We start from the raw sequence: 14,535 nt of genomic DNA on the forward strand, positions 1-14,535 counted from the left end.
CTATTGAAAACCGGGCCTGCGGCGTGCCGGGATCAACGCCAGCGCAGCCAGTTGTTCATGCAGTTCGTGCATGGAGAACTTACTGTAATCCTTGGCGACCTCCTTGATCTCGAATCCGTTATTGCGGTGTAATTCGTCACGCAACATACCGAGCATGCGATTGTCGGCGGTCACCACTACTCGGGCAGCACCTTCGTTGCGTGCCAGTGCTGCGGTTTCGCCAGCCACGGACTGCACGAATCGTCGCTCGTACTCGGCCCGATGCTGATTGCGGTGATCGTCATAACGGTGCACGCCCCCTCCGGCCGCACCGCGATTGCTGCCGCTCCTGCTGTCGGACCACAGTTCCTTGCTGCTGGCCGTCTGCTCGGGATTCGTCAATGTTCCATGCTCCACCATGCGCGGGCTGGATTCGAATTCGGGTGTCTCGGCAGGACGCAAACTGAAGAAGCGTGCAAGAGAGCCATTGGCGACGACGATGATGATATTCAACATGGAAGTTCCTCCGCGAGGGGTTAGTGGATGAGTTGTTGGATGTCTGGATAGCTACTTTCCGTGGGGGTATTTGTATGGAGATATACGGGTAAAAAACGTTCCCGCATGTTTTAATGATAGGCCTCTTGCGTAATAATTCAAGATCAAAACGACCTTGGCCTGAACAATAAAATCCCTTTTTCAATCAAACATTAAAGAGGAGAAGCCATGATCTACACAGGAAGTTGCCACTGCGGAAAAATCGCCATTGAAGCCGAGGGGGATCTTGAGCAGGCGGTGCAATGCAATTGCTCCATCTGCAGCAAGAAAGGCTATCTCCTGTGGTTCGTGCCGCGCGCCAACTTGCGCCTGCTGACGCCGGAAAGCGACATCGCCACGTATACCTTCAACAAGCACAATATCCAGCATCATTTCTGCCCGACCTGCGGCTGCGCGCCTTTCAGCGAAGGCACCGGGCCGACGGGCGAGCCCATGGCCGCCATCAACGTGCGCTGCCTGGACGACCATGTCGATCTGTCCACGCTGAAAATCATTCCTTATGACGGACGGAGCAAATGAAATGAACGCTCACTCGCTGCTGCAACACACTTTTCTCCGCCTGCCGGATGGCGCGGCCCAGGATCTGAGCCAGTATGCCGACAAGGTCGTGCTGGTGGTCAACACCGCCAGCTATTGCGGACTGACGCCGCAATATGCCGGTTTGCAGAAGCTATACAGCGAACACAAGGATCGCGGGTTCGTCGTGCTCGGGTTTCCGTCCAACGAATTCGGCGCGCAGGAACCGGGCAGCGAGCAGCAGATCGCCGAATTCTGCAGCAGTTTTTATCATGTCGATTTTCCGATGTTCGGCAAGACGACCGTCACCGAAGGCCAGGCCAATCCTTTTCACAAAATGCTGGGAGAAGCGACCGGCGACTGGCCGAAATGGAATTTTCACAAATACCTGATAAACCGCAGCGGCAACGAGGTTGTGAGCTTTTCAAGCATGGTGGCGCCGGACGATCCGGCGTTGCTGGCAGCCATCGACCGCATGCTGGGATAGGCTTATCCCGGATTCCCGTCGAGGCGCGGCCTCACGTAGATGGGAAGATTGCGATAAGCCCAGATGCCGAAGCAGGCCAGCCAGACGACGGCAGCACAGAGATACAAATGACTGCGCGCGACGAATGCCATGTCCGGAACATCGGCAATCACGCGCAACACCAGCACCGACTGGAATGCCAGGAAAATCCCCCACGTCAGCCGGTCGGCCACCAGCGGACGACCCGAATGCCCCAGCGTCACCCGGCTGATCATCCCCAATACCATGGACGAGAAATAGCCGATGACCAGCGCGTGCAACGGCGCCTTGGCGAAAATGACATGGCCTGCCAGCAACGCCAGGCTTTGCACGCCGTAAAACAGCAGCGCCACGCCCAGCCAGGCGAAACCGATATGCAGCATCGCGAGCAAAGGCTGTGCAAAACTGGCACGCAAGCGCCATGCCCAGCTCATGTAAAGCGCGGCTACCGCTATGGCCAAGTCGGGCAGCCATAGCCAGGCGGCCAGCCCGGCAACTTCGAATATCATGTGCAGCAACGCGGCCGCGGGCATCAGCGTCAATGCCCAGCCGGGGCGCACAATGCGGTAATCCGGAATTACATTCGCGGAAAAAAATGGAATCATGCGATGGCTGATCGCAAAGAAGATCGGGAGCAGAAATAGCCACACGCCGCCGCTTTTCGTCAGCGCGACCGGCAAGGCAAACCCGCCGAGCTGGCCGGCAAACCAGCCCGCCGCCAGCAGCCAGCCGATTGCCAGCATGGTGCTGGTGATGCGCGGGTGGCGCTTGTCGGGGTGCTGCGCACGGAAATAGACGCGCAGCAAGCCCGCCAGCGAGACGCCCCATCCGGCCAGGAACAGCAACGCGGAGAATGCCAGCAGCCCTCCCCACACCAGTCCGGCATAAAACGCCAGCACGCCGGCAAACATCAGCAGGAATCCGGGAACGTAATAGCGCCGCCCCACCTCCTCGCCATTCAACCAGCGCGGATAGGTGGTCATCAGGAATCCGAAAATCAGGAAAGGGAAGAAACCATACAGCATCAGGAAAGCATGCGCGTCCGGTGGGGCCACGCTCCAGGCAATGGGAGGATAGAACCCGCCGTAACGTCCGGCGAGGTCGGCCAACCACCATGCCATTACCAGCACCGATTGCAGCACGCCCCCGAAAAAGAACATGCGGTGCGGCGCAGCGCTGAATGTCACCCAAGTTTTCTGCTTCATTGCGGCTTTCCTCCCGTAGGTACGGCTGCCTGCCGTTGCTGCGCATGCTCGACGGCGAATTCGTAAATATCGACCAGATCCTCGCGGCTGACATCGATCACGCCGTCCATCTTGCCGAGCGCCCAGCCGAAGTCGTCTTCCTTCAACTCCGGGTAAGGCCCGTGCGTGGTCTGAATGAACTGCTGGTGATGAGGGTGATGCGTGTGGCGCAAGGGATAACGCCGTCCAGGGATCAGGTTGTTGATCAGCAACGCCAGCATCAGGATGGTACCTGCATTGATTGCGACCACATAGCAGAACTGCCAGCCCAGTGCGTGGACGGCCGGCCCGCCGAGCGTGGCGAGCATCGCGGTACCGGCACTGGGCGGATGCACGCAGCGCAGCACATACATGCCGCTGATCGCCAGTGCGACGGCAAACGCCACGGCTACCGACGGCTCGGATATCCACTGCGCGCAAGCCACGCCGACAAGCGCCGCGAGCATGTGCCCGCCGAACATCGGCCAGGGCTGTGCCATCGGACTATGCGGCACGACAAAAACGAGACAGGTGGTGGCCCCCATCGATGCCACCACCAGGATGGTCAGCGAGGTGCTTGCCGAGACGAAATGTATTTCCGTTGTCAGCATGAACACGGCGACGAAGGCGCCCAGTACCGAAAATATTTTTTCGCGCGTCAGGGTCGATACGCCCCGCTCTCTTTGGAGCAAAAGGAGGATTTCTTTGAATTTCATGGGGGAAGGAGTTTTGCAGGGCAGCCATAAATTCCTTTTGGATTTTCATGGTCACCAATTAAGATGTAAAATTTATACATCTAAGATAACATAGTGACCCGGCCGGATCAAATCGAGCCATTATAATAAAGTTCATTCGACGAGGAAGCGCGCGTGGGCCAGCTCAACATCATCCAGTTATTGCCTAGATTCCATCTTTTCAGCGCGCTCGATAGCGAGCAGTTGACCTATGTAGCAAACGAGACCCAGCATCTCACCGTGCCTCGCGGCGGCATCGTCTTCAATCGCGGGGACACAGCACACAGCCTGTTCATGCTGATCTCGGGCCAGGTCAAGCTGGCCGTCAACTCGCCACAAGGCACCGAGAAAGTCATCGGCATCATCGGCCCCGGCGAAAGCTTCGGCGAAGCGATCATTTTTCTCGATCAGGCGTCTTTTCCGATCTACGCCCAGGCGACCACGGATTCGCAGTTGCTGCTGATCCCCAAGCAGGTCATTTTCAATTTGCTGGAACGCGACATGACGGTCTCGCGCAAAATGCTGGCCGGGCTTTCGGTACGCAACCGGCAGCTGGTGCAGGATATCGAATCGGTCGCGCTGCTGACCTCGACCCAGCGGCTGATCGGCTACCTGTTGCAGATCAGCGCGGGCTCCAACGTCACCAGTCGCGTTACCCTGCCCGCCAGCAAAACGATGATCGCATCGCTGCTGAACCTCACGCCGGAAACGCTTTCGCGCACCATGCTGAAACTGCAGCAGCAAGGGATGATCGAAGTGAACGGCAAGGAAATCACCATCATCGACCTTCCCGCACTGCGGGAATACGGCACCCTGGGTTGAGCACAAAGGGTTGATCGCAAAAAATCGGCGCGTCTTGACCTGCATCAAAGAAATAATCCTCGCCCGGCGGTAACTTTCGTCCTTACATTGCCGAAAGAGGCCGGAGGCCGCTCCGGGCAGGATGCCATGAAAATCGCACATAAAATCACCCCGCAGACCAACCTGGGGGAACTGATCGACCTTATCGAAGAAACGCATCACACGTTCACCCGTTCCGAACTCACTCGCATCAGCGGGCTGATGGAAGATCCGGAACTGGCGTCGTTGTCTCAACTCGATGCCCTGCGGCAATGCTTCCACGCACTGAAGGCCGACCTCGAATCGCATCTTCGCAAAGAAGAAGAAATCCTTTTCCCCTATATCGCATCACTGGATTCCGGGCTTGCCAACCTGCCGGCCTCCTGTTTCGGCAGTGTTGCCAACCCGATCCGCATGATGCGGATTGAACATATCACCATGATCAGCCTGCTGGAAACCCTGCGCGAGTTGACAAGTCAATACACACCGCTGGCGGACAGCGTCCCGCCAACCTTTCTGCTCTATGCCTCGCTCGCAGGAATCGACGCCGACCTCGTGGAACATATGTACTGGGAGGACCACGTGCTGTTTCCGCGGGCGTTGCAAGTGGAGAGCCGGATCACCCGTGAAAAGGATGCCGGCTAGCTCGCGCTAGCGCGTCATCTGCGCATACAGCAACGGCAATTCCCTGGGTAACTCCTCGGGCTCGCGGATCACCGCATAGCCGCCGACGCCGAACAGGTGCGGCAGATAGTCGTTGGCTTCGCGGTCTATGGTCACGCAGAACGGGCGCAGCCCCTGCTTGCGCGCTTCCACCAGCGCCATGCGCGTATCCTCGATGCCATGGCGCCCTTCGTAATGATCCAGATCGTTCGGCTTGCCGTCGGTCAATAACAACAACAGGCGCTGCTGGTTCTTCTGCCTGGCCATCAGGCTGCTTGCGTGACGGATCGCCGCGCCCATGCGGGTGTAATAGCCCGGCTTGATCGCCGCGATGCGGCCGCGCACCTCGCCGTTGTAGCGTTCGTCAAAACCCTTGAGATGATGGAAACGGATATGCCCGCGCCGCAGCGAAGAGAAGCCGTGCAATGCGAAACGGTCACCGGTCGCGGACAGCGCCTCTGAAAACAGGAAGAGGCTGTCGCGTATCACATCGATCACACGGGCCTGATCCGAGGCATAGGCATCGGTGGAAAGCGACAGGTCGGCCAACAGCAGGCAGGCCAGATCGCGCTGGCGGTTGACTTGGGCACGGTACAGGCCGCGCTGCACGACAGCACCGCCGGTGACGCGATCCGCCTCCTGCTGCACCCATTGGTCGAGGTCGATCTCGTCGCCGTCCTGTTGTGCACGCAGCCAGCTGCGTACCGGCATCAGCGCCTGGAACTGGCTGCGCAGACGGCGCGCGGTGCTGCGAAGGTGTTCGGGCAGTTCAACCGGCTCGGCCTGCCGTGCAACCATTTCCTGCAGACGGCAGTAGTCCGGCAGCAGTATCTGCTTCCTGTAATCCCATTCCGGCAGCGGGATACCCTCTCCCAGCATAATGTCGTCCTCGCCCGCCGAAGGCAAATCCAGATCGAAGCGCAGTTTCGCAGCGCTGGTCTTGCCGTCGCGCGCGACGGTCAGTTTGTCCATGTCCTCGGCGGCAAGCTTGGCGCTCTCGCTATCCTCATCGTCGTCCTGCGGGCGATTGACCTTGACGAATTCGCTCCACGAAAACAGGCTTTCGGCGCGGAACATCATCATGAATCCGTCCTTGCCGTCGGGCATGTCGGTGCGCTCGGCGAGGTGCTTGCGACGGCTGTTCGCGTCTTCCGTTTTTTCGGCAGACTCGTGCTCGGGCGCGCCGTCGCCGGCATCATTTTTAGCGGGCGCGCTGATTGGCGGTGCGGGGTGCGGCCACAGCGGCACCGGCTGGAACGGGCGGCGCGCCGTCGGCAGGGCTGCGACACTGCCGGGGTGCTGCAACGCCTGGCGAATGGCATGCTCCTGCGCAGCCTCGTCCGCCGGCAATTGCCCAGGCGCGAAACGGAGTGGCAGCAAGGCATCAACCAGCCGCTGATACCGTGCTTGCAGGCCGGGAAAGCGCTCCAGCGTTTCCAGCGTCGCCTGCTGATTGCGCACGATCCACGGCAGATCGTCATCGTTGCCCGCAGCGGACAAGGCCACCAGCCATAAATACAAATCGCGGTTGAGGCTGCGCTCGGGGAAAAGATCGATTTGCTCCGGCAGGCGCAGGGTTTCCCGGTCACGCCAGGCCAGTTCGATGCGTTCGCCGCTGCCGGCGATGCGCTCCATCCAGCGTCGGCGCGCGCCATGCCGTACTGCGGGCGCGGCAGACAGATTAAGTCCGGGATCGCCGCCCAATGCGCGGAACAGGATGCCGGCGCTCTTGCGGATTTCGTCCAACCGCACCGCCGCTTCCGCGTGCCGCTGGCTGGCGGCGCGGGTGACCAGTTTGTGCCATAGTCCACCGACGACTTCTTCCATCTCAGGCCTCCATCAGGGGAATGATGCGACGAGCCGGCGCATTTCGGCGCACCTGCTCGCGATCCGATTTATCGAGTGCCGGAATGCCGCTTTGCCATTGCAGCGGCACGCCGTGCGGTCCGTCCGCCTGCGCATCGCGGCAAGCGCTGATGCAGCTCGCGCACTGCGTGCAGGAAAACATGTGGCGCTTGATCGTGCGCGGCTTGAGGCGCATCGGGCAGGCGTTGTCGCAGGCACTGGTGCAATCCTGACAGGCGCTGGAAAGATTGCGGTCGAAACTCACGACCAGCGCCTTGCGGTTGGCCATCCAGGCCAGGCTCTGGAACAACCCTGCCGCACAGCCGAAGCGACAGAAGAGATGCCGCGCCAGGGTGAATTCGATGAGGAACAGGCCTGTGCCGACGCCAATGAAAAGCGCCTGGTTGCGCGTCAGCGTGCCGTGCCACAGATTATTGTAGATTTCCATGGGCGGCAGCAGGTAGGTCAGCAGCACGGTCGCCCAGATAAACGCAAACGCCAATGCCAGCGGAAGCAGCACGACCCACCAGCCCGGATGGCGCGGGATAGCCTCGGCGCCCTTGTCCTGCATGGGCAGGACGTCCTTGTCCCACACGCTGTGTTTGCCGATGGCGCGACGCGTCAGCCGGTTCAGGGTTTCCACCACGGAAAAATGCGGGCATAGCCAGCCGCAGTACAGACGTCCGTATTTGAATGAAACCCAAATGACGCCGCCGACAATGCCGGCAATCGGCAAAAAGCCGCGCAGCACGATATTGCCACCCGCCTCCAGCGGCATGATCTCGCCGGCAATCAGCGCGTCGAGCCCCAGCGTCCAGTCCATGCCGAAGAAGATGAAATGGCCGAGGTCAAGATCGAGCCGGAACAGATCGAATACCGGCGCCAGCACGAACAACACGAAGAAGCCGCCCTGCACGAGGCGACGCCGCACTTGCAGCGTGCCGCCTGCCAGGACAAACTCATCTGCCGAAGGTGGCATCGATCACTTCCTGCAACGCGATGGCGGTGTCTGCGTCGTCGGTCAGCGTTTCCACCAATGCGGCGCGGCAGGCCACCAGCGGGTCGCAACCGTCGCGTATCAGCGTGGCGGCATAGACCAGCAGGCGCGTGCTGGCGACTTCTTCCAGATCGTGGTCGCGCAGCGCGCGGAAAGCGTTGGCAATGGAAACCAGCCGTTTCGCCACCATCATATCCACGCCGCTTTCGCCGACCAGAATGGCTTCTTCCTGGGCCGCATCGGGAAAACCGAACGTCAGCGACACAAAACGCTGCCGCGTCGAGGGCTTCATGCCCTTGAGAAAATTCTGGTAGCCCGGGTTATACGACACCACCAGCATGAAGCCGGGGGCCGCCTGTATCGTTTCGCCGGTGCGGTCGATGGGCAGGATGCGCCGGTCGTCCGCCAGCGGGTGCAGCACCACGGTGGTGTCCTTGCGCGCCTCGACCACTTCATCCAGATAGCAGATGCCGCCCTCGCGCACCGCGCGGGTCAACGGGCCATCGGTCCAGAGGGTCCGTCCGTCGCCGATCAGATGGCGTCCGACAAGGTCGGCCGCAGTGAGATCGTCATGGCAGGCCACGGTATAGAGCGGCAAGCCGAGCCGGGCGGCCATGTGCGTGACGAAACGCGTCTTGCCGCAACCGGTCGGGCCCTTGATCAGAAGCGGCAGGCGATTGCGCCAGGCACGCTCGAACAGGTCGACCTCACTGCCCTGCTGCTTGTAGAACGGGATCGCGTCCGCCAGCTGCTTGACCTCTTTCAGTGCACTCAATGCGTTCATTGTTTTCTCCCGAATCACGCCCAACGGTAGGCCAACGCGATCAGGCCGCCGACGAGCAGAAAATAAGCCAGTATCACGGCGCGCCAACCGAAGGCGACGTGCCGCAGGCCCATGAAATAGTTGGCCACGATCTGGCCCTTGACCAGCGCGATCAGCAGCAGTCCCAGCATCGCGCCGCTGCCTGCCATGCCGGCCTCGCCAATGGCGAAAGTAGTCAGCGTCAACACCATCAGGAGCAGCCAGATGACGGAGGAAAACCGGTTGGAAGATGCGTAAGTATTCATATGAGCCTCAGCGAATCACGTAAACCAGCGGAAAAAGGATGATCCAGAGCAGATCGACCATGTGCCAGAACGATGCGCCGGTTTCGACGCCGACATGGTCCTGGCGGCTATAGCCGCCGCGCCAGGCCTTGGCGATCACGAAAGCCAGGATGATCATGCCCATCAGCACATGCATGAAATGAAAAAACGTCAGCGCCAGGTAGAACATGTAAAAACTGTTGGTGCTGAGCGTGATGCCGGCGGCAAACTTGTCGTGGAACTCCATGGCCTTGATGCCGACGAACACACCTCCAAGCATGAGAGCGGCACCCAGCCACCAGGCGCAGTCCTTCGAAAGGCCATGCTTGATCGCGGTAACTGCGCGCATGACGAAATAGCTGCTGGTGATCAGCACCAGCGTGTTGATGGCTCCGGCCGTGCGATTCAGCGTCTCCTGCGACGCGTTGAAAAGCTCGACATCGCCGGCGCGCGTAAAGGCGTAAGCGACGAACAGCACGCCGAACGCCAGCATTTCAGCCAGGATGAAGATCCAGATCGCGAAGTCGCCGGGCAACCCTTCTTCGCGCGGAGCGCGGGCCTCTCGGGCCAGGCCTGCGGCAGGATCGATAACGAGTACTTGCGTGTTCATGTGGATCACCCTCCAGCCGATGAAAAATTCGGTATTGCCTTATTGCCATCTGGACAGCGAATGCCGCCCTGATCTGTGAAAAAAAAGGGAGAGGTATGGCTGTGCCTCTCCCCCAGGGGACTACTGTTAAGCGGCGGCCTTGGCCCCGCCCTTGACGAAGAAGCTGCTGATGTAGATCACGAGACCGATCAGGAACACGACCCCGGTGCCTTCACGCAGCCAGTAGAAGATGGAAACCTGGTCCTGCACCGCCATGAAGCCCATCGGCGTCGGGGAGATGCGTTGCAGCCAGATCTGCACGATGCCCGCGCCCGTCAGCAGCAGCGTGATCACCAGCATCGAGATGCTCATCAGCCAGAACGCGAGTTTTTCCATGTTCTGCGCCTTTTCCGAATTGGCGGCACGGCCGCGCAGGATAGGCATCGCATAGGAGATCATCGTCAGCACTACCGCCACGTAGGCACCGTAGAACGCCAGGTGTCCGTGCGCCGCGGTGAGTTGCGTGCCATGGGTGTAGTAGTTGACCGGAGCCAGCGTGTGCAGGAAACCCCAGACGCCCGCGCCGAGGAAGGCCAGCACGCCAGTGCCCAGTGCCCACAGCACCGCAGCCTTGTTGGGATGCTCGCGGCGACGGCGGCTCACCATGTTGAAGGCGAATACGGTCATCATGAAGAACGGAATCGGCTCCAGCGCGGAGAAGATCGAACCCCACCATTGCCAGTATTCCGGCGCGCCGATCCAGTAGTAGTGGTGGCCGGTACCGATGATGCCGGTGATCAGCGTCATGGTGATGATCACGTACAGCCATTTCTCGATCACTTCGCGGTCCACGCCGGTGACCTTGATCAGCACGAAAGCCAGGATCGCACCGAGGATCAGTTCCCACACGCCTTCCACCCAGAGGTGAACCACCCACCACCAGTAATACTTGTCCTTCACCAGGTTGACCGGGTTATAGAACGAGAACAGGAAGAACACCGCGAGCCCCAGCAGGCCGAGCGTCAGCACCAGGCTGATGGAAGTCTTGCGGCCCTTGAGCAATGTCATGGTGATGTTGAACAGGAAGGATAGCGCCACGATCACGATGCCGATCTTGGTGATCAGCGGCTGCTCGAGGAACTCGCGTCCCATGGTCGCCAGGATATTGTTGCCTGTCATTTCGGCGAGCGTGGAGTACGGCACCAGCAGGTAGCCGAGTACCGTCAGCGCACCGGCGACGAGGAACACCCAGAAGGTGATGATCGCCAACTTGGGGCTGAACAGCTCGGTTTCGGTTTCCTCCGGCACCAGAAAGTACGAGGCGCCCATGAAGCCGAACAGCAGCCACACGATCAAGAGGTTGGTGTGCACCATGCGTGCCACGTTGAAAGGAATGGCCGGGAACAGAAAGTCCCCGATCACGTATTGCAGACCCATGATCAGCCCGAACAGAATCTGCCCGACGAAGAGTCCGATGGCGGCGATGAAATAAGGCTTCGCCACTGCCTGGGATTGGTATTGCATGTTGTTGATCTCCTGAATTTTAGGGGCGGATCAGCCTTCGATATTGGGCGGCCACTTGGCGGTATTGATTTCCGAGGTGTACTTCAGGAAATTGACCAGGTCGTCCAATTCTTCGTCTGTCAGGTGAAAGTTCGGCATCTGGCGGCGTCCCGGCGCTCCGGTCGGCTGCGATTTGATCCAGATCTTGATGAACTCGGGTCCGCGACGCTTGTACACATTGCCGAGTTCGGGAGCGAAATACGCGCCCTCGCCCAGCAGCGTATGGCAGCCGATGCAGTTATTGGTCTCCCAGAGCTTCTTGCCGCGTTCGACCGACGGCGTGATGTTCTGGCTGTTGTCCCGCTTCGGCAGCGTGTGGGTGGTATCCACCGTCAGCGCGACGAACAACAGAAAGAAAAAAACCGACCCTCCATAAAAGATATTGCGCGCCATCGATTTGGTGAATGTCGTACTCATTACTTCCTCCCAGTTGTGTTGTTGACTTCTGTGGCGAAGTCTAGGGTTTAGCGGTCCGGCTAACCTTGACGCACATCAACCCGGGGTCGGTTTTCTGCTGTCGGGGTGCCCAAAAAGCACCGGGGCCTGCCGTGCATTTAAAGGTACATATTAAATGCACCTTTAATTTATCACAGCGTTTGCGGATAATCAATATAAAAAATACATCTTTTAAAAGACCGCTGGAAAAAGGCGAGCAGGAAGGGGGTGGGATGAGGATGAGGTAGAGCTGGAAGGTCGGCTAGTGGCTGGTGCCGGACGAACGGTTGATCTTGTTGTAGACGTTGTATTTGCCGGAAGGCTTGTTCATGGGCAGGCGCTTGACCTCGCGCAGCGTGGCAGCGTCGTACACCACCAGCGCGCCGTCGTTTTCCCACACGCTCACCAGCGCATGGCGGCCATCGCGGGTAAATTCGACGTGCGCCGCGGTCTTGCCCGGCGCAGGCGTCAGCGTCGCGGCAATTTCCAGCGTGTTTTTATCGATCAATTGCAGCGTATCGTTGGCCGCGCCATTAAATACGTCGGTCCAGGCGTAAGGCGTGTTTTCGTGGCTGCGCATGAAAAAACCGGGGCCGGGGGTGCGGATTTCCTTCACCACGCGCCAATCCTGCATGTCGATCACCGTCACCAGCCCATCCTTGAGGTTGGGCGTCGCGAGCACATCCCTGCCCTGCCATTGCCAGGTGATGCCGGAGCCTAAGTGCGGCATGCCCGGCAGCGGCAAATCGGCCGTCTTGCGGCGCGCGTCAAGATTGATCACCTGCCCCTTGCCTTCGCGCGAGGCGCCGATCAGGTAGGTGTAGCCCTGGTCGAAGAAGAAATCGTCGAGCACCGTGTCCAGCGGCGTGCGGCGCGGATTGAGCTTGCCGGGGATGGCGATGGCTTCACCCATCCTGAAGTCGTGGACCAGCCCGGGATGGATGGGCGGCGCGGCATCGTTGTAGCTCACCTCCCATAACTCCGGCACGTCCTTCAACGCCACAATGAAGCTCTTGCGCGGCGCGGCATCGTACACCGCCGATACCCGGGAGCCGCGGCCGGCCATATCGGTGACCGGAATGGTCTTGACCAGAGTCAGATCGGCCGCATTCAGCACCACCACGGTATTGGGCAGGTAATTCGCCGCCATCACGTAGCGTCCGTCGCTGGAGACCGCGATATTGCGGGTATTGATGCCGACGCGCACCTCGGCGGTGTATTCCAGGTTCCAGATATCGAAACGCGATACCCAGCCGTCGCGCGAAGCAAAATAGACATAGCGCCCATCCGGCGAAAACTTCGGCCCGCCGTGCAATGCAAAGCGCGTCGCAAAACGCTTGATCGGCTCGAAAGTGTCGCCGTTGAGCAAGGTGGCGTGGTGGTCGCCGGTCTCGACGACAATGAAAAGATTGAGCAGATCCGCGTCAAATGCGGGCTTGTCCGGCAGTGTTCCCGGTGCATGGTATTCGTTGCGCGAAGCGCGAATGTCCGTGTCGTTCCAGCTCGGCGACTGCGCCAGCGGCGTATAGAGATAATCCACCAACGCCTTCAGCTCGTCCGGGGCGATCAACTCGCCAAACGCCGGCATGCGTGTCGCGATACGGCCCTGGGCAACGGTTGCGATGGCGTCGGTTTTTTTCAGCCGCGCGAGACTCTCCGGCAACAGGGCTGGCCCGCTGCCGCCCAATCGGTCGGCACCGTGACAGGACGCGCAGTGTTGCTGAAAAAGCTGCGGCGCATCGGCCGCCGCGACCGTGGCCCATGACAGCAATACCAGAACAAAAAACAGAAGTCGCATCATGCCGAGTGCAGCTTGACGTAAGGGGTGAGCTTGACGCGCTCGGCAGGTGATTCGAAGCCGATCTCGGTGTCGCTCAGATAGCATGCAGGGTCTTCCTGCCACGGGTCGCCGGTGAGTTGCAATGCACGTACACGGGTGTTGCCGCCGCAGATGTCGAAGTAGGCGCAGCCACCGCAGCGGCCCTTGATCCGGCGCGGCTGTGCCTTGAGCCCGGCCATCAGCGGGTCGGAGGTATCCTGCCAGATTTCGGAAAACGGCCGATTGCGCACATTGCCGAGCGGGTAATGCCACCAGAAAGTGTCCGGATGCACTTCGCCGAGGTTGTCGATGTTTGCGACGTTGACGCCGCTGCTGTTGCCGCCCCAGTTGGCGAGCTTCGCGTGGATGTGGTCTTCGAGATGCGGGAAATGCCGGCGCACCCAGAACAGCAGGTAAACGCCGTCCGCATCGTTGTTGCCGGTGACGAATTCCCGGCCTTGCCCATCCATGACGGATTGCCAAGCGGCGGCGAACAGCAGGTCCATCGCGCGGCGCGTGGTTTCCTGCATGGCGTCATGGGCGCGGTTTTTGTTGCCGCGCCCGGCGTAATTCAGGTGCGACAGGTAAAACTTGTCTATGCCTTCATCGGCAGTCAGTTGCAGCAGTTCCGGCAGATCGTGCGCGTTGTCCTGCGTCAGCGTGAAACGCACGCCGGCCTTGATGCCTGCTTCGCGGCACAGGCGTATGCCATGCAGCGATTCGCGGAACGCGCCGGCCTTGCGTCGGAAAGTGTCGTGCGTGGCCTCGATGCCGTCCAGGCTGACGCCGACGTAGTCGAAGCCGACGTCTGCAAGCTGGCCGATATTGTCCTCGGTGATCAGCGTGCCGTTGGACGACAGCCCGACATAGAAGCCCATCTGCTTGGCGCGGCGGCCGATGTCGAAGATATCCGGCCGCATCAGCGGCTCGCCGCCGGAGAGGATCAGCACCGGCACGCGAAAGGCCTTGAGATCGTCCATGACCTTGAACACTTCCGACGTGGAGAGCTCCCCGGCGAAATCCTTGTCCGCCGAGATCGAGTAGCAGTGCTTGCAGGTGAGATTGCAGCGCCGCACCAGGTTCCAGATCACCACCGGTCCGGGTGGACTGCGCCTCGGGCCCGGCGGCGTCGGGCGGGCGATTTCCTGCATGAACTGGGAGATACGGAACATGACGGCCTGCTTTC

General features: G+C 60.1%; 16 protein-coding genes. 4 read left to right on the forward strand and 12 right to left on the reverse strand.

The genetic code is table 11. The annotated features are described in order from the left end of the window. The gene (locus A7976_RS03130) at nucleotides 1-495 is read right to left on the reverse strand and encodes a host attachment protein (RefSeq protein WP_067106704.1); all 495 of its coding nucleotides are present in this window, start codon (nucleotides 493-495) and stop codon (nucleotides 1-3) included. Between the two features lie 207 nt (nucleotides 496-702). Here A7976_RS03130 and A7976_RS03135 point away from each other — a divergent pair, with 207 nt between their 5' ends. Beyond that, complete coding sequence (locus tag A7976_RS03135) at nucleotides 703-1,053, forward strand: GFA family protein (RefSeq protein WP_067106707.1); 351 nt, start codon at nucleotides 703-705, stop codon at nucleotides 1,051-1,053. A gap of 1 nt (nucleotide 1,054) precedes the next feature. Beyond that, nucleotides 1,055-1,537, forward strand: a complete 483-nt coding sequence (locus tag A7976_RS03140; protein ID WP_205633430.1) for a glutathione peroxidase — start codon at nucleotides 1,055-1,057, stop codon at nucleotides 1,535-1,537. Between the two features lie 2 nt (nucleotides 1,538-1,539). Here the strand turns inward: A7976_RS03140 and A7976_RS03145 are convergent, their stop codons facing one another. Together A7976_RS03145 and A7976_RS03150 are read right to left on the reverse strand one after the other, a co-directional pair. After that, entirely contained in the window at nucleotides 1,540-2,760 is a 1,221-nt protein-coding gene (locus A7976_RS03145) for an NnrS family protein (protein ID WP_067106713.1), read from the reverse strand. Then, entirely contained in the window at nucleotides 2,757-3,470 is a 714-nt protein-coding gene (locus A7976_RS03150; protein ID WP_165601713.1) for an HPP family protein, read from the reverse strand. Before A7976_RS03150 ends, A7976_RS03145 begins: the two co-directional genes overlap by 4 nt. A gap of 177 nt (nucleotides 3,471-3,647) precedes the next feature. Between A7976_RS03150 and A7976_RS03155 the strand changes: the two genes are divergently transcribed. Together A7976_RS03155 and A7976_RS03160 are read left to right on the forward strand one after the other, a co-directional pair. Next, entirely contained in the window at nucleotides 3,648-4,334 is a 687-nt protein-coding gene (locus A7976_RS03155) for a Crp/Fnr family transcriptional regulator (protein WP_067106717.1), read from the forward strand. A gap of 126 nt (nucleotides 4,335-4,460) precedes the next feature. Then, nucleotides 4,461-4,997, forward strand: coding sequence for a hemerythrin domain-containing protein (locus tag A7976_RS03160; RefSeq protein ID WP_067106719.1), 537 nt, complete (start codon nucleotides 4,461-4,463; stop codon nucleotides 4,995-4,997). A gap of 6 nt (nucleotides 4,998-5,003) precedes the next feature. Here the strand turns inward: A7976_RS03160 and A7976_RS03165 are convergent, their stop codons facing one another. The 9 genes from A7976_RS03165 to nirJ all read right to left on the reverse strand — a co-directional run bounded on the left by A7976_RS03165 (nucleotide 5,004) and on the right by nirJ (nucleotide 14,521). Further along, nucleotides 5,004-6,842 (reverse strand): nitric oxide reductase activation protein NorD, encoded by a 1,839-nt coding sequence (locus A7976_RS03165; RefSeq protein WP_067106722.1) that lies wholly within the window; start codon nucleotides 6,840-6,842, stop codon nucleotides 5,004-5,006. A gap of 1 nt (nucleotide 6,843) precedes the next feature. Next, complete coding sequence (locus A7976_RS03170) at nucleotides 6,844-7,839, reverse strand: 4Fe-4S binding protein (RefSeq protein ID WP_067106724.1); 996 nt, start codon at nucleotides 7,837-7,839, stop codon at nucleotides 6,844-6,846. Then, entirely contained in the window at nucleotides 7,820-8,641 is an 822-nt protein-coding gene (locus A7976_RS03175; protein WP_067106725.1) for a CbbQ/NirQ/NorQ/GpvN family protein, read from the reverse strand. The genes A7976_RS03170 and A7976_RS03175 overlap by 20 nt, the downstream gene beginning before the upstream one ends. A 14-nt stretch (nucleotides 8,642-8,655) precedes the next feature. Beyond that, nucleotides 8,656-8,925: a cytochrome C oxidase subunit IV family protein gene (locus tag A7976_RS03180; protein ID WP_067106728.1), complete on the reverse strand. Its 270-nt coding sequence runs from the start codon at nucleotides 8,923-8,925 to the stop codon at nucleotides 8,656-8,658. A 7-nt stretch (nucleotides 8,926-8,932) separates the two neighbouring features. Continuing rightward, entirely contained in the window at nucleotides 8,933-9,553 is a 621-nt protein-coding gene (locus A7976_RS03185; RefSeq protein WP_067106730.1) for a cytochrome c oxidase subunit 3 family protein, read from the reverse strand. Between the two features lie 126 nt (nucleotides 9,554-9,679). Next, nucleotides 9,680-11,056 (reverse strand): cbb3-type cytochrome c oxidase subunit I, encoded by a 1,377-nt coding sequence (locus tag A7976_RS03190; protein ID WP_067106733.1) that lies wholly within the window; start codon nucleotides 11,054-11,056, stop codon nucleotides 9,680-9,682. Nucleotides 11,057-11,086: 30 nt separating this feature from the next. After that, nucleotides 11,087-11,512 (reverse strand): cytochrome c, encoded by a 426-nt coding sequence (locus A7976_RS03195; protein WP_067106744.1) that lies wholly within the window; start codon nucleotides 11,510-11,512, stop codon nucleotides 11,087-11,089. Between the two features lie 280 nt (nucleotides 11,513-11,792). Further along, the gene (locus tag A7976_RS03200) at nucleotides 11,793-13,331 is read right to left on the reverse strand and encodes a cytochrome D1 domain-containing protein (RefSeq protein WP_067106746.1); all 1,539 of its coding nucleotides are present in this window, start codon (nucleotides 13,329-13,331) and stop codon (nucleotides 11,793-11,795) included. Continuing rightward, nucleotides 13,328-14,521, reverse strand: a complete 1,194-nt coding sequence (gene nirJ, locus A7976_RS03205) for a heme d1 biosynthesis radical SAM protein NirJ (protein WP_067106748.1) — start codon at nucleotides 14,519-14,521, stop codon at nucleotides 13,328-13,330. Before nirJ ends, A7976_RS03200 begins: the two co-directional genes overlap by 4 nt. Between the last annotated feature and the right edge of the window lie 14 nt (nucleotides 14,522-14,535).

Source organism: Methylobacillus sp. MM3 (assembly GCF_001645185.1).
GTDB lineage: Bacteria > Pseudomonadota > Gammaproteobacteria > Burkholderiales > Methylophilaceae > MM2.

Coding starts and splice junctions, on each gene's coding strand:
- A7976_RS03130 (WP_067106704.1), bottom strand. CDS start 495: ATGTTGAATATCATCATCGTCGTCGCCAATGGCTCTCTTGCACGCTTC.
- A7976_RS03135 (WP_067106707.1), top strand. CDS start 703: ATGATCTACACAGGAAGTTGCCACTGCGGAAAAATCGCCATTGAAGCC.
- A7976_RS03140 (WP_205633430.1), top strand. CDS start 1,055: ATGAACGCTCACTCGCTGCTGCAACACACTTTTCTCCGCCTGCCGGAT.
- A7976_RS03145 (WP_067106713.1), bottom strand. CDS start 2,760: ATGAAGCAGAAAACTTGGGTGACATTCAGCGCTGCGCCGCACCGCATG.
- A7976_RS03160 (WP_067106719.1), top strand. CDS start 4,461: ATGAAAATCGCACATAAAATCACCCCGCAGACCAACCTGGGGGAACTG.
- A7976_RS03165 (WP_067106722.1), bottom strand. CDS start 6,842: ATGGAAGAAGTCGTCGGTGGACTATGGCACAAACTGGTCACCCGCGCC.
- A7976_RS03170 (WP_067106724.1), bottom strand. CDS start 7,839: ATGCCACCTTCGGCAGATGAGTTTGTCCTGGCAGGCGGCACGCTGCAA.
- A7976_RS03175 (WP_067106725.1), bottom strand. CDS start 8,641: ATGAACGCATTGAGTGCACTGAAAGAGGTCAAGCAGCTGGCGGACGCG.
- A7976_RS03180 (WP_067106728.1), bottom strand. CDS start 8,925: ATGAATACTTACGCATCTTCCAACCGGTTTTCCTCCGTCATCTGGCTG.
- A7976_RS03185 (WP_067106730.1), bottom strand. CDS start 9,553: ATGAACACGCAAGTACTCGTTATCGATCCTGCCGCAGGCCTGGCCCGA.
- A7976_RS03190 (WP_067106733.1), bottom strand. CDS start 11,056: ATGCAATACCAATCCCAGGCAGTGGCGAAGCCTTATTTCATCGCCGCC.
- A7976_RS03195 (WP_067106744.1), bottom strand. CDS start 11,512: ATGAGTACGACATTCACCAAATCGATGGCGCGCAATATCTTTTATGGA.
- A7976_RS03200 (WP_067106746.1), bottom strand. CDS start 13,331: ATGATGCGACTTCTGTTTTTTGTTCTGGTATTGCTGTCATGGGCCACG.
- nirJ (WP_067106748.1), bottom strand. CDS start 14,521: ATGTTCCGTATCTCCCAGTTCATGCAGGAAATCGCCCGCCCGACGCCG.